The sequence below is a fragment of the Mycobacterium helveticum genome (genome assembly GCF_007714205.1).
GTDB classification, from domain to species: Bacteria; Actinomycetota; Actinomycetes; order Mycobacteriales; family Mycobacteriaceae; genus Mycobacterium; species Mycobacterium helveticum.
The window spans coordinates 1-19501 of the sequence record NZ_VMQU01000018.1; the positions used below are offsets into that span (position 1 = coordinate 1).

General features: G+C 69.1%; 17 protein-coding genes. 11 read left to right on the forward strand and 6 right to left on the reverse strand.

The features are described from left to right. Positions 1-237: 237 nt before the first annotated feature. A complete protein-coding gene (locus FPZ47_RS06315) occupies positions 238-1506 on the reverse strand; it encodes a PPE family protein (protein ID WP_281291813.1) in 1269 nt (422 codons plus the stop codon). A 335-nt stretch (positions 1507-1841) separates the two neighbouring features. Here FPZ47_RS06315 and FPZ47_RS06320 point away from each other — a divergent pair, with 335 nt between their 5' ends. Continuing rightward, complete coding sequence (locus FPZ47_RS06320; protein WP_144949896.1) at positions 1842-2804, forward strand: cation diffusion facilitator family transporter; 963 nt, start codon at positions 1842-1844, stop codon at positions 2802-2804. A gap of 16 nt (positions 2805-2820) precedes the next feature. Here FPZ47_RS06320 and FPZ47_RS06325 read toward each other — a convergent pair whose 3' ends face one another. Further along, positions 2821-4293 (reverse strand): multicopper oxidase family protein, encoded by a 1473-nt coding sequence (locus FPZ47_RS06325; protein ID WP_144949894.1) that lies wholly within the window; start codon positions 4291-4293, stop codon positions 2821-2823. A gap of 234 nt (positions 4294-4527) precedes the next feature. On the opposite strand from FPZ47_RS06325, the gene FPZ47_RS06330 reads away from it, so the two are divergent. Further along, on the forward strand, positions 4528-5154 hold the full coding sequence (locus FPZ47_RS06330) for a hypothetical protein (protein ID WP_144949892.1): 627 nt from the start codon (positions 4528-4530) through the stop codon (positions 5152-5154). 29 nt (positions 5155-5183) lie between these two features. Here the strand turns inward: FPZ47_RS06330 and FPZ47_RS06335 are convergent, their stop codons facing one another. Both FPZ47_RS06335 and FPZ47_RS06340 read right to left on the reverse strand, forming a co-directional pair. Next, positions 5184-5525, reverse strand: a complete 342-nt coding sequence (locus FPZ47_RS06335; RefSeq protein WP_144949890.1) for a DUF732 domain-containing protein — start codon at positions 5523-5525, stop codon at positions 5184-5186. Positions 5526-5810: 285 nt separating this feature from the next. Next, positions 5811-6668 carry an MOSC domain-containing protein gene (locus FPZ47_RS06340; protein ID WP_246133314.1) on the reverse strand — a complete coding sequence of 286 codons (858 nt, stop codon included), beginning with the start codon at positions 6666-6668 and terminating at the stop codon, positions 5811-5813. Positions 6669-6807: 139 nt separating this feature from the next. Here FPZ47_RS06340 and FPZ47_RS06345 point away from each other — a divergent pair, with 139 nt between their 5' ends. Both FPZ47_RS06345 and FPZ47_RS06350 read left to right on the forward strand, forming a co-directional pair. Then, positions 6808-7851, forward strand: a complete 1044-nt coding sequence (locus FPZ47_RS06345; protein WP_144949888.1) for a class I SAM-dependent methyltransferase — start codon at positions 6808-6810, stop codon at positions 7849-7851. Positions 7852-8132: 281 nt separating this feature from the next. After that, the gene (locus FPZ47_RS06350; RefSeq protein ID WP_144949886.1) at positions 8133-9422 is read left to right on the forward strand and encodes a L,D-transpeptidase; all 1290 of its coding nucleotides are present in this window, start codon (positions 8133-8135) and stop codon (positions 9420-9422) included. Between the two features lie 13 nt (positions 9423-9435). Here FPZ47_RS06350 and FPZ47_RS06355 read toward each other — a convergent pair whose 3' ends face one another. Further along, positions 9436-10245 carry a DUF1906 domain-containing protein gene (locus tag FPZ47_RS06355; protein WP_144949884.1) on the reverse strand — a complete coding sequence of 270 codons (810 nt, stop codon included), beginning with the start codon at positions 10243-10245 and terminating at the stop codon, positions 9436-9438. A gap of 180 nt (positions 10246-10425) precedes the next feature. On the opposite strand from FPZ47_RS06355, the gene FPZ47_RS06360 reads away from it, so the two are divergent. The 4 genes from FPZ47_RS06360 (at position 10426) to mmpH (ending at position 14286) form a co-directional block, all read left to right on the forward strand. Then, positions 10426-11037: a cutinase family protein gene (locus FPZ47_RS06360; protein ID WP_246133318.1), complete on the forward strand. Its 612-nt coding sequence runs from the start codon at positions 10426-10428 to the stop codon at positions 11035-11037. 177 nt (positions 11038-11214) lie between these two features. Continuing rightward, positions 11215-12471 carry an MMP alpha-(1->4)-mannosyltransferase gene (gene manT / locus FPZ47_RS06365; protein ID WP_144949879.1) on the forward strand — a complete coding sequence of 419 codons (1257 nt, stop codon included), beginning with the start codon at positions 11215-11217 and terminating at the stop codon, positions 12469-12471. Next, a complete protein-coding gene (locus FPZ47_RS06370; RefSeq protein WP_144949877.1) occupies positions 12465-13223 on the forward strand; it encodes a class I SAM-dependent methyltransferase in 759 nt (252 codons plus the stop codon). Before manT ends, FPZ47_RS06370 begins: the two co-directional genes overlap by 7 nt. After that, positions 13210-14286 (forward strand): MMP endo-(1,4)-3-O-methyl-alpha-D-mannosidase, encoded by a 1077-nt coding sequence (gene mmpH, locus FPZ47_RS06375; RefSeq protein ID WP_144949875.1) that lies wholly within the window; start codon positions 13210-13212, stop codon positions 14284-14286. Before FPZ47_RS06370 ends, mmpH begins: the two co-directional genes overlap by 14 nt. Here mmpH and FPZ47_RS06380 read toward each other — a convergent pair. After that, the gene (locus FPZ47_RS06380) at positions 14267-14947 is read right to left on the reverse strand and encodes a class I SAM-dependent methyltransferase (RefSeq protein WP_144949873.1); all 681 of its coding nucleotides are present in this window, start codon (positions 14945-14947) and stop codon (positions 14267-14269) included. The two genes, mmpH and FPZ47_RS06380, sit on opposite strands and share 20 nt — an antisense overlap. A 249-nt stretch (positions 14948-15196) precedes the next feature. Between FPZ47_RS06380 and FPZ47_RS06385 the strand changes: the two genes are divergently transcribed. The 3 genes from FPZ47_RS06385 to FPZ47_RS06395 all read left to right on the forward strand — a co-directional run bounded on the left by FPZ47_RS06385 (position 15197) and on the right by FPZ47_RS06395 (position 19325). Beyond that, the gene (locus FPZ47_RS06385) at positions 15197-16861 is read left to right on the forward strand and encodes an HAD family hydrolase (protein ID WP_144949871.1); all 1665 of its coding nucleotides are present in this window, start codon (positions 15197-15199) and stop codon (positions 16859-16861) included. A gap of 59 nt (positions 16862-16920) precedes the next feature. Beyond that, positions 16921-17616, forward strand: coding sequence for a hypothetical protein (locus FPZ47_RS06390; protein WP_246133313.1), 696 nt, complete (start codon positions 16921-16923; stop codon positions 17614-17616). Between the two features lie 566 nt (positions 17617-18182). After that, positions 18183-19325: a zinc ribbon domain-containing protein gene (locus tag FPZ47_RS06395; protein WP_144949869.1), complete on the forward strand. Its 1143-nt coding sequence runs from the start codon at positions 18183-18185 to the stop codon at positions 19323-19325. Positions 19326-19501 lie beyond the last annotated feature (176 nt).

Genomic DNA, 19501 nt, shown 5'->3' on the forward strand with positions numbered 1-19501 from the left:
CACCCAGAAACAGGCGGCTACCAGGAAAAACGCCAAACTCGTCAGCAGGGAGCCGACTCTATGTCGGGAGTCCTGGGGCTACGGACAGAAAAGGTTGGTCGTGTTAGGTAACAGGACCTGCGTGGCGGCAGGGTCGGTCGTTGACGGTTCTCCGTACCTGTGTGCGTCACGAAGGTCGACCGAACCACTCCCCCAAAGTGGGGTTGTCCTATAGGGCTTTGGGGCAAGGTTGTTGCGTTAAATGACAACATTTTTCGGTATCACGCTGGGTTTGAACCCGTATCGGGGCATGCCGTAATTGAGCACCGCGCCGCGTTCTCCCGCAGCGGGCATCGGCATCCCTGGCATGCCGGGAATTCCGGGTGAGGCCTCCGGCGCGGCGCCCGCGCTAGCGGCGGGAATTGCGGCGGTGGATGGACCCGTCGCATTCGCGGAGGTGATTGCAGACCAACTCTGAGGCACCGACAAGGTCCCCACCAAGTCAGCGCGGTTGATCGCCGCCGACACCGCCCCCCCTACTGGCGACGGCGCAACCGTCGACACCACCGTCGATGATGGTCCCGGAACAGCCCCGCCCTGAACTGCCGAGGTGAAGCCAGCCGCATGACCCAACGAAGCAACCGCGCCGGCTCCGATCGGACCGACAAGTCCCACGTCGGCGCCCGATTCGACACCACCCAAAACCGCAGCCGGAAATCCGGTGTCTCCGAAGTCGGTGACGAAGGCGCCAAAGGCGTCGTGTGTAGAGCCGTCCAGCGTGTTCAGTAGCCCGGGAAGCCCCGTCGTGGCGGTGTCGGAATTCGGCGCGGTGACGCTCGACGAACCGGTCGACGTCGACGACGCGGGCCTGAGGGGCGATGCGAGTTGGTGCAGCGCTGCTGACAGCTCGGACATCTTGTTACCCACGCTGCCGGTGGCGTTGCTCGAGGCCTGGGTTGTTGCGGCGGCTTGGTTTGCTTGACCGGCCGGGTCGGTGGTTTGCGGGGGTCGGCTAAAGGGCCTGGGCTCCGAAGCTGCTGCGGACGAGCCTGCGTACTGGTACATCGCTGCTGCGTCTTGGGCCCACATTTCCTCGTACTGGGCCTCGGTGGCGGTGATGGCAGGCGTGTTTTGACCCAAAACGTTCGTCGCGACCAACGACGCCAGTTGGGTACGGTTGGCCGCGATCACCGTCGGTGGAACGTGCTCCGCAAACGCGGTCTCGTAGGCAGCCGCGGCAGACGTGGCCTGGTCGGCGATCTGCTCCGCCTGAGCGGCCGTGTCAGACATCCACTCGATGTAGGGGGTGACCGCGGCCGCCAGGGAACTGGAGGCGGCGCCCAGCCATTCTTCGCTGGTCAGGTAGGAGATAATTGATTCATAAGAACTTGCCGTCGAATATAACTCGCTGGCTAGCCCGTCCCAAGCCGAGGCGGCGGCCAACATTGGTCCCGATCTGGGACCAGCGTAAATGCGCGCGGAGTTGATTTCTGGCGGTAGCTCCCCGTACTCCACGATTCCGATCATTGCTCAACCCCTCCTGTCTTTACGCTGTTGCGCTAATTCCGATTGTCTGGGTAAAACCGCATACCTTCACGTCAAGACGACAGCGCTGATTGCAAGGATGGTCTCAAGCCGCCGGCTTGGAGCCCCGCGGTCCTTACCGTGTCTACCGACTGTAGGCCATCGGCCCGGGACGCGATCAGGCGTCGTTGTGGCAGTCGGTCACCGAGCCCGTCGGGAAATCACGGCCAGCAAACCTGGGTTCGCCTGATGCGGCACAGCGCCCCTACAGCCGGCGGGTTGCACGCATAAAGGTGTGTGCATAAGTTACACGGTGTGATCGCGGTGGGAGCGGGTCGGTGAGCGCGGGCCATTCGCACGCGCACGGGCATGCCTCGGCCGACGGCGATCGGCGGTGGCTGCTCGGTGCGCTGCTGGTGATCGTGGCCTACATGGTCGGCGAGGTCGCGGTCGGTGTGGTCGCGCGGTCGCTGGCGTTGATCTCCGATGCCGCGCACATGCTCACCGATGCCGGCTCGATCGCGTTGGCGCTGTGCACGATTCGGTTGGCGGCGCGTCCCGCGTCCGGGTTCATGACCTACGGGTGGAAGCGTGCCGAGATTCTTTCGGCGCAGGTGAACGGGCTGACGCTGTTGCTGTTGGCGGCATGGTTGGCAGACGAGGCGATCCGCCGGCTCATCCACCCGCCCCAGGTCACCGGCAGCCTGGTGTTGATCACCGCGCTGGTCGGCATCGTGGTGAACGTGGCGGCGACATTGATGATCGGCCGCGCCAACCGCACCAGCCTCAACGTCGAGGGAGCGTTCCAGCACATCCTCAACGACCTGTTCGCATTCGTCGCCACCGCCGTCGCGGGCGCGATCATGTTGCTGACCAGGTTCTGGCGGGCGGACGCCATCGCGACCCTGTTCGTGGTCGCGTTGATGGCGCGCGCCGGATTCGGTCTGATCGCCGCCTCCGTGCGGGTCTTCATGGAGGCCGCGCCGAAAGATCTCGACCCGGCCGCGATCGGCCGGGCCATGGCCGGCTGCGACGCGGTGGTCGAGGTGCACGATCTGCACATCTGGGAGATCACCGCGGGCTCCTCCGCCCTGTCCGCGCACGTGTTGGTCGAATGCGGAAGGGACTGCCACTCGGTGCGCGCCGACTTGGCGCGGCTGCTCGACGAGCAGTACGGCATCCACCACACCACCCTGCAGCTCGACCATGCCGGCAGCGACGACGCGGAGCGCGACCGGTCGGCGGCGCCGCACTGCGAGGAACCGCACGGCCCGGTGCACCGATCGTCCACCGCCTACTGACCCCGTGCGGCGGCCGTCACGCCGTGTCGAACAGGGTCATCAAGCCGTAGTCCATGTGGATCTGCTGATGGCAGTGCATCAGCGACCGGCCGGGCTGGTCGGCGACGAAGTCGACCTCCATGCTCTGGTAGCCGCCGAGCATCGCGACGTCCTTGCGTATCCCGGTGGTCGACGTCCCCGCAAAGCGGGTGATTTCGAAGATGTGACGGTGCAGATGCATGGGGTGCAGGTCGTCGCTGGCATTGCGGAAGCGGAGCCGATAGCGCTTGCCGCGTTGCAGGTCCAGCACGGGTGTCTCGGTGTCCATGGAAAACGGCGTGCCGTTGAGCGTCCATTCGTTGAAGCCGCCGTCGGCGGCGTTGCGCTTCTCGATCAGCATCTCGATGACCTGATCGGGCGGCGCGGCGGCCGGCGGGTTGGGCGCCGCGAACATGCGGTAGTCCCACGTGAACGGCGACGGTGGTGGCGTCCATTGCGGATCCCCGCCGCGCCCCGCGTATTCCACGACGATGCCCATGCCGTGGGCGCGGTCGTCGTCGGAGTGGTCCCCCAGCACCCACACACCGGGGTTGGTCATGGTCACGATCGCCGACACCCGCTCCCCCGCACCCAGCCACAACACCGGCACCGCCGCGGGATTGGGCACCGGATTGCCGTCCAGCGCGGTCACGGTGAACGTGTGGCCGGGTAGGGCCAGGCTGCGGTTCTCGGTTGCGCTGCCGTTGAGGACGTGCAGCAGCACCCGCTGCCCCGTCCGCACCCGGATCGGGTCGCCGTGGCCGAGCATGCGCCCATTGACGGCGAACGCCCCGTAGCCGACCTCATACCCGCGGGGGTCCCCGCGGCGGAGGGAGGCGTTCATCGCCGACTCGCCCCGGGCTTTGAGGTCCGGGTCCTGTGCGCCGGCCAGAAAATCCGCGGCCATGTCGCCGCCGCGGCCGAACGTGGGCTCGAACTCCTTGAGCGTCAGGAAGATTTCCTGGTCGTAGGCGCCCGGATGCTGCCGCGGTTCGATGTAGACCGGGCCCACCTGGCCGGTGTAGAGACCGGCCGACAGGTCGGCGCGCGGCACCACGTGGGTGTGATAGAAGCGGAAACCCGCCGGGCCGGGCACGAACGAGATGCGCCGCATCCCGTGCGGGGGGATGTAGGGGGTGCCTTCCTCGGCGGCGCCGTCGACGTCGGCGCCCACCACCTGGCCGTGCCAGTGCAGCTGCTCGGGGGTGTCGGTGTCGTTGTGAACGTCGACCCAGGTGCGCCGGCCCTCCGTCAACCGCACCAGCGGACCGGGGAACTGGCCGTTGTAGAGGCTGGTGGACACGATGCGGTCGGGGGCCAGCTCGACCGTACCGGTCCCGATTCGCAGCGTGTGGTCAGCCTTGCCGTTGGGTGGGGCGAGCGCCGCGGGCTGCGAACACCCCGCCGCCACTCCCGCGGCCGACACCGCCGTCCACCGCAGGAAGGCGCGTCGGTCAACGGCCATTTGCAATCTCCTCGATCCGTCCGCCGAACGGGTTGGCCCACGCCGCTCCCAGGGTCAAGGGGCGAGCGGCTTCGGCCTCTCCTCGGCGGTCCCCCAGGTATGCGTGCGCGAGTCCGACGACCCTCGTTTGCAATCGTGCCAAAAGGGAACTATCAGCAGCGGCAGAACTTGCCCGCCACACTGCTGATAGTTCCCTCAGGAAGGCCCACCATGGCCACGTCAGGCCGTCACCGTGCGCCGGTGCGTCCCCGACACCACGGCGGTGACGACGTGTCGGTCCAGCCGGCCCCGTACCGCCGCCATGAACTGATTGCCGCCGCGAGCGGGACCATGTTGCTGGTGGCCATCGGGGTTTTGTCCGGATGGGCCCACTACAGCCTGTCCGGTGCGCGCACGCTGTCGCCTCGCATCGCCGCGGCCGTACCGGCGACCGGCTCCGCCGCGCCGCTGACGTCCCCGCCGTCCCCGCACGCGGACGGGAAACTGCAGGCATGGCTGGCGCAGGCCGAGCCGACGCTCGACGCGCTGATCGCGGCCCGGCACGCGGTTACCGTCGCCGCGGCCGCCGATGACATCACCGCGACCGGGTCGGCCTGCCGGAGCGCCGACGGCGCCGTCGCCGGCGCTCAGCGTCACCTGCCGAGCCCGGATCCCGAACTGAACCTCGCTCTGCAGCAGGCCATCGAGAACTACCGCGTCGGACTGCGCCACTGCGTCGTGGGCGTGCAGAACCACGACGGCGGCGAGATCGCGCACGCGGCCAGTTACCTTGATCAGGGGAATGCGGAACTTCGGGCGGGACTGGCGATCATCGAGCGGGACCTGCGCGACGCGCGACCGCAGGACACCGGCGTGCTGACCGTGTAGCCGCGCGAGATCCAATCAGCCAAAAACGCTTACTCTGGCGATTGAGTTGGGCAATAGTTTGACACTGCGGCAGTTACCACCGACGTGGCTTCGGGAAACGTGATGGATTTAGGTCCCAGCGCGGAACGAATGTCGTGGCCAATAGAATCCGGCGTTCTGCCGTCCTTGCGATCGGCGCAGATTTGCCGCCCCAGCGCAACGATGGGCGCGTCATCGCCCGCCGGCCACGTGAAGCCCAGCGCGTGCATCTCCGCCAGGAAGGTGCCGTCGGGATCGCTCGCGTCGGCCAGTGCCGGCGCGGGATTGATCAGTAGCCCCGCACCCACCAGCGCGGGCGCAAGGAATGCAGTCAACCGGCCGAGTGAAATCATCGTCCTGAACTTTCTTTGCGGGTTAACAAAAGGATACCCGGTCCGGCGCCCGGGGGTGGCCCCAGTGTGAGCGACTGCACACTCGTGTAACTTTGCTGTAATATGCGGCATCAGTGCGTTTATCAGATTTAACACGGGAAAGTCGCTCTGGATCGTGGTGGCGGTCTTTGCCAGTCGGGCGGATCGAGAGCCCAATCGGTGGAAGAACGGCCTGCGGTCACCGGTGATGCAAGGTGGCGGGCGGGTAGCGAAGAGATGAATTTCGCGTGTCCGCGGATGTCTCGGTCAGCCGCCGGCCGGGGACCAGATCACCGGGTCGCCGGGGACGATGACGCCCGGCCCGACGACCTCGAGGTACGCCCCCGTGCAGGGCCGCCGCGCGTCGGAACCGCTTGTCCGGAAACGATTCTCGGCCCCCGGAGTGCGAAGCGCCTGCGGGGCGGGAGGGAGCGCCCCGTGCTCGAGCGTGGGAACCACGCACCGGGGCGTCGCCTCGATGACACGAAGTTGCGCCTCGCCGACGGTCAACACTGCTCCGGCCCAAACGTTTTCGTCATACGGCGGGTAGTCCGGTGGCGTTGCGATCACCAGATTCGGCCGGTAGCGCAGCGCCTCGACACCGATGTGCTGCAGCGTCGCGGTGGTGATTGCGTGTAGCGGAGCGTCGTCGGTGAACGACTCCCCCGGGGTCGCCTTGCCGATCTCCAGGACGATGCCCGCGACCTCGGCGTCGAGCCCCAGGTCGAGCAGTTGCTCGGGGTCGGGGCGTTCCACCGTGGCGCCGGGCCCGCGCCGGCTGATCAGCCGGACCGCCCGCCCCAACAGCCGCGAGAGCAATTCGTCGGCCGCCGGATCGTCGGCCGCGACCCGGGTCCCGTCGGGCAACGCGATGCTCACTCCCCCGCCTTCGCCGCGGGCCGTGCACTGCAGCAGCCCGCGCCAGAGCCGGGCCTGCTTGGCGCTGGCCACATGCCCCGTCGCCGTATCGAGCAGCGCCAGCCGCCGGTCCCCCTCGGCGCCGCGCTCGTCGACGAACAGCCTGTCCACGGTCTCCCCGAGCATCGACTTCACCGGGTAGCGGCACAGGGTCTCGACCCGCATCCGCCCCGGTGCGCGGCCCCCGCAGGTCGTCGGATCGGCCATGAGAACAACTCTAAGCGGGCACGCCCGGTCGGCAGGCCGCCGCCGCAGAGCAGCGGTTCGGCGGACGCGTTTCCGGCGCTGAGGCGAGCTCCCGCCGCCCCGGTGTGCGACCGCGAAGCCGGTCCTGTAGAAGAGTCTCGTGGAGGAGCCGAACCCCCGATCCTTCGACGCGCGGGCCCTGCGCGACGCGGTGGCCCGGCGGTTGCATCGCCGGACCGTCGCCCAGGGCCAGCTCACGCTGCCGGCCGTGCCGGCCCTCATCGACGAGTACGTCAGGATGTGCGGCCAGGTATTCGCCGGTGCGGGCGTTCAGTACACGGCCGAACAGTCCGCTCAACTCAGGAGTGTGCTGGAATCCGAGCTGGCAAAGGGCTATCGGGCCTCGCCCCGGTCCAACGTCGTCATCACCTTTCACACCCCGTTCGGCACGACGCTGAACTACCGCGTCAAGGCGCAATGGTGGACGCTCGAAGCCGACTACGACCACTGGGTCGAGACCCGCCCGGCGCCGCTGTTCGGCAGCGAACCCGACGCGCGGGTGTGGACACTGGCCGCCGAGGTGGCCGAGCCGGCGGCCTGCCGGGTGCTCGACCTCGGCGCGGGAACCGGGCGCAACGCCCTGGCTCTGGCGCGACGGGGCCACCCGGTGGACGCGGTCGAGATGACGCCCAAGTTCGCCGACATCATCCGCATCGAGGCCGACAAGGAATCGCTGGGCGTGCGCGTGATCCAGCAGGACGTCTTCGCGGCCATGGAGGATGTCGACTCGGAGTATCAGCTGATCATCGTCTCCGAGGTGGTGCCCGACTTCCGGACCACGTCCCAGCTGCGCGAGGTGTTCGAACTGGCCGCCCGGCTCCTGGCGCCCGGCGGGCGCCTGGTGCTCAACACCTTCCTGGCCCGCCCCGGCTACACCCCCGACGACGCGGCGCGGGAAATGGGCCAGCAGTGCAACACCATGATCTTCACCCGCGACGAGGTGGCGACCGCGACGGCCGGGCTACCCCTCGATCTCGCCTCGGACGACCCCGCCTACGACTTCGAGAAAGGCCATCTGCCCGAGACCGCCTGGCCGCCCACGGGGTGGTTCGAGGGGTGGGCGCGCGGATTGGACGTCTTCGACGTCGAGCCCGCGGACTCCCCGATCGACCTGCGCTGGCTGGTCTACCAGAAGACGGGTTAGCGCCGGGACACCGGCGACCCCCGGTGTTCGGTGCCGTCGACCCGGCATCGGGCTTCCAGGTGCCGCGGGGGTGATCCATCCACCCGCCGGTATGCGGCTCGGCAGACCCCTACAATTCGTCGGGCCCGTCGCCGGCCCACGAAGCCATGCTTCACCGGCCGGTCGGGCCCGGCTGCGGCCCGGACCGGTTTCGGAAGGCGCGTCCGCGGATACCTGAGGGACGACCTCGGTGGTGGGTGTCGGCGCGACCCGTAACCACGACCAGCAAGGATTCGGCACTCATGACATCCGACGACAGCGAACGGCTCGTTCGCCGCATCCTCGGCATCGACTGGCCGCGCCGATTCATGCTTGCGGTGTTCGTCTTGGTCGCCGTCGTGGGCGCGGTGCGGCTCACGTCGTCGCCGGTGGCCTGCCCGAGTGGCGGCTGCACCCGCCACGAAGCCGCCGTGAAGCCCACCGAGCCGGCGCGGGTGACCATCACCCCGCGCGACGGCGCGCGCGACGTCGACCCGGTCGGGCATGTGATGGTCAAAGCCGAAGCCGGGACCCTGACCGGGGTGCGCATGGTCAACGACGCCGGCAAGCCGATCCCGGGCATCACGACCCCGGACGACGTCGCCTGGAAGCCGACCGTGCCCCTGGGCTACGGACGCACCTACACGCTCACCGTCACCGCCCGCGGATCCGACGGCACCGACACCACGCAGGTGTCGTCGTTCTCCACCCTGCGACCCTCCAACCAGACCAAGGTGTACTTCGAGATGACCTCCGAGGCGCCCCTGCACGAGGGCGGCACCTACGGGGTCGGGACGGTCGTCGTCGCCCACTTCGACGAGCAGATCGCCGATCGGGCGGCCGCCGAGCGGCACCTGACGGTGACCACCGATCCCCCGGTCACGGGTTCGTGGTTCTGGATCGACGGCCAGAACGCCCATTGGCGTCCCGAGCACTACTACGCGCCGGGGACGACGGTCACCGCCGCCGCCGACATCTACGGAATCGCCATGGGCAACGGTATCTTCGGGCAGGAGGACGAGCGGGTGTCGTTCCGGATCGGCGACGCCCACGTGTCCATCGCCGACGATGCCACCAAACAGGTCAGCGTCTACGACAACGGCAACCTGGTGCGGACGATGCCCACCTCGATGGGCATGGGCGGCACCGAGGACGTCGGGGGCAAGACCATCTATTTGTGGACTCCCCCCGGGATCTACACCGTGCTCGGCAAGGGCAACCCCGTCATCATGGACTCCTCGACGTTCGGGCTGCCCAAGAATTCCCGTCTGGGTTACCGCGAGACCATCCACTACGCCACCAAGATCAGCATCGACGGGATCTATCTGCATCAGCTCGACGCGACCGTGTGGGCCCAAGGGCACCGCGACACCTCACACGGATGCCTCAACCTCAACGCCGACAACGCGAAATGGTTCTACGACTTCTCCGTGCCGGGCGACGTCGTCGAGGTCCGCAACACCGGTGGACCGCCACTGACCCTGGCGCAGAACGGCGACTGGTCCCTCGACTGGGATCAGTGGCGCAAGGGCAGTGCCCTGAACCCCAGGTAGCGGAGGTGACGCGTCAGCGGGCGAGATCCCACTGGCCGTAATCGGCCGCGAGGACGTCGTCGACGTCGACGTTGATGCCGCCCAGCAACGGGCCCGGGCTCGACGGGCTGTTGACCACGGCCTGATAGAGCACCGCCATGGGCTCGCGTTGCCCGCGCGACCACGCCTTCGTCTGCCAGGCCCACCGGTGCCCCGCAGTGCTCGAACTACCGATCACGCCGTCGCGGATCGCCCAGCCGCACACCTGGAAACTGCCGTAGACACCGGTGCGCCCGACGCCCATCACCGAGTTGAGACCGCGAAACCAGTTGAGCGCCAAGTCGTTCCAGGTGTTGGGGTTGATGTCCTCGTCGACGCTGAAGAAGATCGGGGCCGACGCGGGTCCGCCCGCCGCGGTGTGCAGCCGCAGCGCGGTCTGCGCGTCGGCCACGCCGCCGTCGTAACCGCGGGTGAAGTCCGACGGGGCGCCGGGCCAATTGGGCTTGCCGTACTGGTAATTGCTGACGATGTGCAGACCCGTCGCGCGCAGCGCGTCGGCGTACTCGCGAGTCAACGGCTTGGCTTGGAAGTTCGCGCCGGGCCGCGGCTCGGACACGTAGTTGATCACGCCGTCATAGCCGGCGGCCTTGATCTCCTCCGGGGCAATCCTGCGCTCGGCGAAATCGATCAGCTTGAGGTCGCCGGCCGACGCGGTCGGCGCGCCCGGCGTGGCGGTAGCCACCCCCGCACCCAGCAGGACCGGGGCGACGGCGAACTTGAGGACCTCGCGTCGTGAGAACGGCCGCGCGTCACCCGGTCCGCGGGGCGCGGCCGAATCGTGCATCGCGCGATGGTAACAAAGCCGGCCGCGCCGGCGGGGCCCCGAGACCGGCGGCCGGGAGGGCCCGCGTGCGCGCTACGGCTTGTGGGTCGGCCGCGCATCGTTTTGAATTCACTTGTGGCTGTCCGGCTCGCCCGTAGATCGGTGGCCGTCGCGTTGGCGGCGGCCGCGCTGGCGGCCGCGATGGTGCTGCCGTCCGAGACGCCCGGGGCCGCGTGGCCGGCCGCGGCGGCCGGTTGCCCCCCGGTGCAGGTCGTGTTCGCCCGCGGACGTCTGGAATCGCCGGGCGTGGGCGCCGTCGGCAACGCGTTCGTCGACGCGCTCAGGTCCAAGACGGGCAAGGACATCGGCGTGTACGCCGTGAACTATCCCGCCAACACGGAGGTGGCCATCGGGGCCAACGACATGAGCAAGCACGTCCGCTACATGATCGACAACTGCCCGAACACCAGACTGGTGCTGGGCGGCTATTCCCTCGGCGCGGCGGTCACCGACGTCGTGCTCGCGGTGCCTTTCTCCGCGTTCGGGTTCGACGACCCGCTCCCGTCGGACGCCGACCAGCACATCGCCGCAGTCGCCTTGTTCGGCAACGGGACCCAGTGGATCGGTCCGTTCACGAACCTGAACCCGGCGTACGGCGCCAAGACCATCGAGCTGTGCCACGGCGACGACCCCATCTGCAACCCGGCCGACCCCCACACCTGGAACGACAACTGGCCCCAGCACCTCGCGGGGGCATACATCCAGGCCGGCATGCCCAACCAGGCTGCCGACTTCGTCGCGGGCAAACTCTGAACCCGCACGTCGGCGGGCGCGCCGGCGCCGACCCGGGTGCGCGTTGCGTCGTTTAGCTGTTCGAACTATAGTCTGGACACATGTCCAGTTTGCTGTCGCGGAGTTCTCGGGTGCGTTGATGGGAACGGAGTGGGGGCCGCTCGTCCGTGGTGTTCCAGCAGCGGATAAGAGTTGAGTATGCGAATCGCCCTGCTGTCCTATCGCAGTAAGGACCATTGCGGCGGACAGGGCGTCTACGTGCGCCACCTGAGCCGCGGTCTGGTCGACCTCGGGCACGACGTCGAGGTGTTCTCCGGCCAGCCCTATCCCGAGCTGCTCGATCCGCGGGTGCGGCTGACCAAGGTGCCCAGCCTGGACTTATACCGCGAGCCCGACCCGTTCCGGGTGCCCCGTCCGAGTGAGATCCGGAGCTCGATCGATCTGCTGGAACTGCTCACCGTGTGGACGGCCGGCTTCCCCGAACCGCGGACATTCACCCTGCGCGTGGCGCGGCTGCTGGCCGACCGGGTCAACGATTTCGACCTCGTCCACGACAACCAGAGCCTGGGCACCGGGCTGCTCACCATCGCCGAGTCGGGTTTGCCGGTGGTGGCCACCGTGCACCACCCGATCACCCGCGACCGGATGCTCGACCTGGCCGCCGCGCGCTGGTGGCGCAAACCGCTGGTGCGTCGCTGGTACGGCTTCCTGGACATGCAGCAGGAGGTGTCGCGCCAGATCCCCGACCTGCTGACCGTCTCGTCATCGTCGGCGGCGGACATCGTCGCCGACTTCGGGGTCGCCCCCGAGCAGCTGCATGTGGTGCCGCTCGGCGTGAACACCGAACTGTTCATGCCGGGGTCCTCCCCGCGGCAACCCGGGCGCGTCATCGCCATCGCCAGCGCCGACACCCCGCTGAAGGGGGTCCGCACCCTGCTGCACGCGGTGGCCAGGCTCCGGGTGAACCGCGACCTCGAGCTGCGGCTGGTCGCCAGGGTGGAGCCCAACGGCCCCACCCACAAACTCATCGCCGAGCTCGGCATCTCCGACATCGTCCACATCACCAGCGGGCTGTCCGACGCCGCGCTGGCCGCCTTGTTCGCGTCGGCCGAGGTCGCCTGCATTCCCTCCCTCTACGAAGGGTTTTCGCTGCCCGCGGTGGAGGCGATGGCCAGCGGCACCCCGGTGGTCGCGAGCCGGGTGGGCGCGCTTCCCGAAGTCGTCGGGACCGACGGTGCCTGCGCCGAGCTGGTGCCGCCGGCCGACGTCGAGGCGCTCACCCGGGCGCTCGGCGGTCTGCTCGACTCACCCGAAAAGCGCCGCAGCATGGGGCGGGCGGGCCGCGAACGTGCGGTCAACGTGTTCAGCTGGGACGCCGTGGCGGCTCAGACCGTGGCGGTCTACGAGCGGGCGATCGCGCGCCGGGCCTCCGCCGGGGGCGAAGCCCGATGCTGACGGTGGACTTCGACCGGCTCGGCGTCGGGCCGGGCAGCAGGGTGATCGATGTGGGGTGCGGGGCGGGCCGGCACGCCTTCGAGGCATACCGGCGCGGCGCCGACGTCGTCGCGTTCGACCGCGACGAGTCCGAACTGCGCGGTGTGGAAACCATGTTGCGGGCGATGGGCGAGACCGGTGAGGCGCCTCCGGATGCATCGGCGAAGGCCGTTGCCGGCGACGCGCTCAGCCTGCCCTACGCCGACGAGACGTTCGACTGCGTCATCGCCTCGGAAATCCTGGAGCACGTGCCGCAGGACGACGCCGCGATCGCCGAGCTGATCAGGGTGCTCAAAGTCGGTGGCACGCTGGCGGTCAGCGTCCCGCGGTGGTTGCCCGAACGGGTGTGCTGGCTGCTTTCCGACGAGTACCACGCCAACGAGGGCGGCCACGTGCGGATCTACCGGGCCAGCCGGTTACGCGACAAGATCACCGGCGGCGGAGTGCACTGGACGCACGCGCACCACGCGCACGCGCTGCATTCGCCGTTCTGGTGGCTGAAATGCGCCGTCGGCGTGTCGAACGCCGACCATCCCGCGGTGACCGCCTATCACAAGCTGCTGGTGTGGGACCTGATGCAGCGGCCGAAGCTGACGCGGATCGCCGAATCGCTGCTCAACCCGCTGGTGGGCAAGAGCGTGGCGATGTACTTCACCAAGCCGCGGGCGACGGAAAGCGGAGTCACTCCGGGGTTTTCAGTTGCGTCGCGCTGAGCCGCCGGCGGTCGTGGGCGTCCTGACCGCCGAGCAGTGCCGCCAAACCGCGCAATCCATCGCCGATGCGCAGGAATCGTCGGGCGCCATCCCCTGGTTCCCGGGTGGCCACACCGACCCGTGGGATCACGTGGAGTGTGCGATGGCGCTCACCGCGGCCGGACTGCTGGAGCCCGCCCGCGCGGCGTTCGAATGGTGTCGCCGCATGCAGCGGCCCGACGGCTCCTGGCCCATCCAGGTTCGTGAGGGGATCGTCGAGGACGCCAACAGCGACAGCAACTTCTGCGCCTACATCGCGGCCGGCGTCTGGCACCACGTGCTGGTCACCGGGGACAAGGCCTTCGCCGAGGCCATGTGGCCGGTGGTGCACACGGCGATCGACTTCGTCATCGACCTGCAGATCGGCTACGGCGAGATCTGTTGGGCGCGAAGCGAAGCCGGTCCCCTGCCGGAAGCGTTGCTGACGGGCTGCGCCAGCGTCTTCCACAGCATCCGCTGCGCGCTGGCGCTCGCCGGCCTCATCGGTGAGCCGCAGCCCGAGTGGGAACTGGCGCTGGGGCGGCTGGGCCACGCAATCGTCGCGCACCCGGAGGCGTTCACCGGGAAAGACCGCTACTCGATGGAGTGGTACTACCCCATCCTCGGCGGCGCGCTGCGGGGCCCGGCGGCGGCCGAGCGGATCAAGCAGCGCTGGGACGACTTCGTGGTCGGCGGTCTGGGCATCCGTTGCGTCGACGACCGCCCCTGGGTGACCGGCGCGGAAACGTGCGAACTGGTGATGGCGCTCGACGCCATCGGTCAGCGGTCGACCGCGCTGCGGCAGTTCGCCGCGATGCAGCACCTGCGCGAGGGAGACGGCTCGTATTGGACGGGCTTGGTGTTCGCGGACGGCAAGCGGTGGCCCGAGGAACGCACCACCTGGACCGGGGCGGCGATGATCCTGGCCGCCGATGCGCTGTCGGACACGACCGGGGCCGGCGGCATCTTCCGCGGCGACGGCCTGCCGATGGGGCTGCAGACCGACTTCGACTGCGAATGCGTGGTTACCGGCCCGGGCCGCTGACGACCTGTCCGCCCGCCGCCCCGCCGGTGCGTTCGAGCACCCGCAGCGACCCGGTGGCCGAGACCTCCCGGAACTGGCCGGAATCCAGCGCGCGGCAATAGATGTGGTAGGGCGGTCGCCCGCCGTCGGCGGGGTCCGGGAACACGTCGTGGATCACGAGGGCACCCCCGGCGTCCACCCACTTGGCCCATCCGTCGAAATCCTGGTTCGCGGCGGCCTCGGAATGGCCGCCGTCGATGAACAGCAACTGCAGCGGTGAACGCCACCCCCGGGCCACCACCGGCGATTTGCCCACGACGGCGACGACGTTGTCGTCCAGTCCCGCCGCGTCGAGGGTGCGGCGGAACGTCGGCAGCGTGTCGAAGAGCCCGGTGGCCGCGTCGACCATCGACGCGTCGTGGAACTCCCAGCCGCGTTGATGTTCCTCGGAGCCGTGGTGGTGGTCGATCGTGTAGAGCACGCCGGCGGTCTGTTGCGCCGCCGCGCCCAGCAACAACGTCGACTTGCCGCAGTAGGTGCCGATCTCGACGCCCACGCCGCCGTCGAGGTACCGCAGCGCCGCCTCGTAGAGGGCGCGCCCCTCGTCGGCCGGCATGAAACCCTGCACCTGTTCGGACAGCGCGAACAGGCGCTCGGTCGAGGGGGCGTCGGTGCGGTTCATCAACCGAATTTATCGGTCGTCCCGGTTGGTGCGTCCGGCGGGCCGGCCAATCGGGGACGGCCGCGCCGCCGGTTGGCCCGAACCCCGCCGCGACAAGGCTTGCGGCCCACGGTGGCCGGTCGGGCGTCGCAACGTTCGATCCGCGAATGGGGACGAACGACCCTGCCCGGCGCGCGGTCCGGCTGCCTATTCTGCTCGTGGTCGCGGCGCCAGCCGGGTCGAGGGTGTGGCAGCAGAAGGGATCGGGCTGTGGGCTTCTTTCGGGTGGTGGCCCTGGACGTGGACGGCACCCTGACCTCGGCGGGCAGGATTCCGAAGGAGGCGTTGCAGGCCATCGAGCAGGTGCGTCGCGACGGTCTGCTGGTGGTGCTGGCCACTGGCCGGATCGGGGCCGAGCTGGCGGCAAGCTTCCCGCAGATCGCCAACCGTGTCGATGCGTTGGTGCTGGAAAACGGGGCGGTGGCCCGGATCGGCGGGAAGACCTATCCGCTGTCGACGCCGGTCGACCGGGCCCTGGACGCGGCACTGGATGAGCACGGCGTGGTAAGCCGGCGTGGCGAGGTCATCCTGGCCACCCAGGGTGAGTACGCCGCGACGGTCCTCGAGGTGATCGGCGAGCTGGGACTGGACTGTCAGATCGTGCGGAACCGGGCCGAGCTGATGGTGGTGCCCGCCGGGTTCACCAAGGGGACCGGCCTGGCCGCGGTGCTGGCACGGTTGCACCTGTCCCCCCACAACACGATCGCCGTCGGGGACGCCGAAAACGACCTCTCACTGTTCGGGTCGGCTGAGATCGGCGCCGCCGTGGCCGACGCGGTCCCGTCGTTGCGCGAACACGCCGATCTGGTGCTCGACCAGCCGGACGGTGCCGGGGTGGCCGAGCTGCTCGGCGGCGCATACCTCAGCGGGGCGCGGCGGTGGTGCCCGCCGCGGCGGTGGGTGCAGATCGGCATCTTCGACGACGGGACACCGGCGAAGGTGCCCGGTAGCCAGGCGCGCATGGTGGTGACCGGGCCGGCCGGGTCGGGCAAGAGCTACCTGGTCGGGTTGCTGGCGGAGGAATGGATGGACGCCGGCTACTGCGTGCTGCTCGTCGACCCCGAAGGGGACCATCGACAACTCGAGCAGCTCAACCGCGTCCAGGTCGTCGACGTCGAGGCGGGGCTGCCCGAACCGGTGGAACTGGTCGGATTGCTGCAGCCGCACACGGGGCTGGTCGTGGACCTCTCGGCGCTGCCCACCGCCGACAAGATCGACTATCTGCAACGACTGCGGCCGGCGGCCGAAGCCCAGCGGGAGGCCCGCGGATTTCCCCACTGGGTCATCTACGACGAGGCCCACCTGCTGGGCGCGGACCAGCCGCCGCACTGGACGCGGCGCGGTGGATACCTGCTGTCGTCGTTCATGCCCGCCTTGCTACCCGAGGGTGAAGTCGGCGAGACTGACATCGTGCTCACCGTCGGCGGCATCGACCCGGTGAGCAGCGTTGCGCCCGAACCGGTTCGGCGGGCATCGATCCAGTTCGGCACGGCTGCGCCCCGTGCGTTCACGATCGCGGCACGTCGCACCGGCCATGTGCGGCACAGCCACAAGTACGCCGACGTGTTGCTGCCCAAGGAGCGCCGGTTCTACTTCCGCCCGACCGACGGGCGCGCCATCCCGGCGGCGGGGACCATGCACGAGTTCCGCACCGCGCTGGGGAATCTCGATCCGCGGGCGCTGCAGTATCACCTCGAACGCGGCGACTTTTCCCGCTGGCTCGGCGACACCATCGCCGACATGGACCTCGCCGCGCAGGTCAGCGCCTGGGAAGATGAGTTGGCGGCGCGTCGCGCCGCCGACGTGCAACGCGTACGGCGCCAGTTGATCCACGCCATCGAAGACCGCTATTCCGCCTCCACGGAGCGCGGCTGACGAAAGACGGAACCATGCGCTCGCATGTCCGGATAACCACAACTGAAAGAGGAGCCACTATGTCATCGACTGCGTCATCGACTGCGTCATCGACGTCACCGCTACCGCACACCGCCACGCCCCCGGCGTACCCCGGCACCGCGCGACGAGGCGGGCACCGACTGCGGCCGGCCATCGTCGCCGCGAGCCTCCTGGTGACCGCCGTGACCGGTGCGGCCGCCCTCACCGACACGGTTCGCCCGTCAGAACGGACCCCGCCCGCGACCACAACGGCGCGCGGCATGGCGATCGCGCTCACCTCGGCCGAACCGATCGTCATCGACCAGGGCATCTCCATCACGCCCGCACCCGGCTGGGATCTCGTGGATCGGGGCACGAACTGGGTCACGCTGGCCGACACCGACGCCGGCACGCGGATGCGGGTCACGGTCAAGCCCGCCGCCGGGACCGACGTCGTCGCCGCGCTGCAGGCCGACGTCGCCAATGAGGTGGCCAACACCGTCCTGACCAATCTTGCGCCGTCGAGCGGGATCGATACCAAGACCGTGCAGGGCAGGAACTTTCAGCAGGCAGCCCGGATGGACTACACCGCGGACAACACGGTGGGAATCGACACCACCCCCATCCTCGGCGTGTTCATGGAGTTGCTGAACCCCTCGAACCGGATGTCCGCGTTCATCGACGACCGGGAAGCGAGCGTCTCGCCCGCCTATATAGGCAGCGCCGCCCAGGCGATGATCAACTCCATGCTGTGACGGTTCGCGGATCCGGGTGAAAAACCACGCGGCCCGGGTCAGCAGTTGACGCCGGGGATGCAGCCCGTGTCCCCCGGCGAGTCGCTGTCCGGTGGCGGCGCCGACGGCGGGCTGGAGGAAGGGGTCGACGAAGGAGTCGTGGTGGGCGAGTCGAGGGGGCCGCCCGCAAACCCGAATCCCGAAACGGCCAACGCCGCAGCGACCATAGCCGCACCGGCGAGGAGCCTGACCGCCTGCCGTGCCTGTGAACCCATCAGCATCTCCGTTTCATCCTGGTTGCCAACCTTTCACCCCGCAAGCACCTCCGTGCGCGCGTCCATGAGGTAAACTGCGCCTTAACGTTTCATCGCCCGGCGGCGCCAGAGGTAGGGCCATTGGTCCCGGCAGGTGAGGACTTTAGGTTCCGGCGTCGGCGATTCTGGCGGCTGTACGGTCGGGCTCAGCGGTTCCGGCGCGCTCGGCCGCACGTGGTTGGTCATCGTCGTGCCTGTGACGGGCGGGAAAGCTTGGTGCGCAATGCGTTCAGTGCATCTCGTGCATTCGGGGGCCGGGTACCGGAGGATATGATGGAGTGTCCTGTCTGCTCGACCCCGCAACCAGACGCGGCCCGCTTCTGCGCCCGTTGTGGCACGCCGTTGCATCCGGCGATCGACCGGTCCGGGCATTTCGCCGCCCATCCCGAGGAACCGGTACGGGCGCTGGCGGTGATGAGCACGTTGATGCCGCACCTCGCCGGTGGTCGGCACCACATCTACCGCACCGCGATCGCGGTGACGTTGCTGGTGGCGTTGGTCGCCGCGGCGTTCGGGGTGCTGTCGGTGGCGTTGGTGCTGGCGGCGATCGCGCTGCCGGCGGCGGTGCTGACCTACGTGTACGACCACGATGTGTGGCCCCGGGAATCCGTCACCGTCATCGGTGTGGCGGTCGTGCTCCCGGTGCTGTTCGGCGTGGGCGTGGGGGTGCTCGAAAGCCACTTCACGGCGCCGGTGCTGCTGGCCGCGCCGGACCACCGGATACCCGCGCTCACCCACGTTCTCGAGTTGGGCGTGCTCGTCCCGGTTGTGGGCTTTGTCGCGGTGCTGATCGCGCCGATGGCGATCACCGCTCGCGCAGCATTCAAGCACCCCGTCGACGCCGTGGTCGTCTGCTCACTCAGTGGGGCCGCACTGTCACTGGGGCTGAGCGTTGTCGTGCAGCGCGGGGCGTTCAGCCGCATCGAGGCGACCGCCGGGGATCCGGCGCACGTGGCGTTCATCGCCCTGACGCTCGGCTTCTTGCAGCCCATCATCTTCGCCACGGCGGCAGCCATGGCCGTGGTTCCGCTGCGCGGCGCCGGGGTCGGTGTCGCAGCGGGAGTCGCCAAAGGTCTGGGTTTGGTGGTGCTGTACGAGTTGGCCACCGTCTTGCTGACGCCCTACGGCACCAGGGGCATCGTGCTCACCACGCTGGCGGCGCTGGTGCTGGCCGCGGCCGGAATTCTCGGCACGCGCGCGGTGTTGCACACCTCGCTTCTGGCGGAAGCCCGGGCGGCCCTGACCGGAGAGGCCGCGTTGGCAGGTGCCCCGGCCGCCGGTCAGATTTGCGCGCACTGCGGCGCGGCACTGGGTGCCGGCGCCGCGTTCTGCCAGGTCTGCGGGACGGCCACGGCCGCAATGGCACGCCATCCGGACGCGCCGGCGGGCCCCACGGGTGCCGCGCCGACGGCCTGACCACGACAGCAAACGGGAGCCAGAGCCATGATGTCATCCACGCCACCGAAAGCGCCTCCGCCCGTGCGGTACCCGGGCGGCAGCGCACGCGTCGGCCGCCGGCCGCGCCCGTTCGTCGTCGCCGCGACCGCCGCGATCGTTCTGAGCGGCACCACCAACGCGCCCGAACTGCCGCG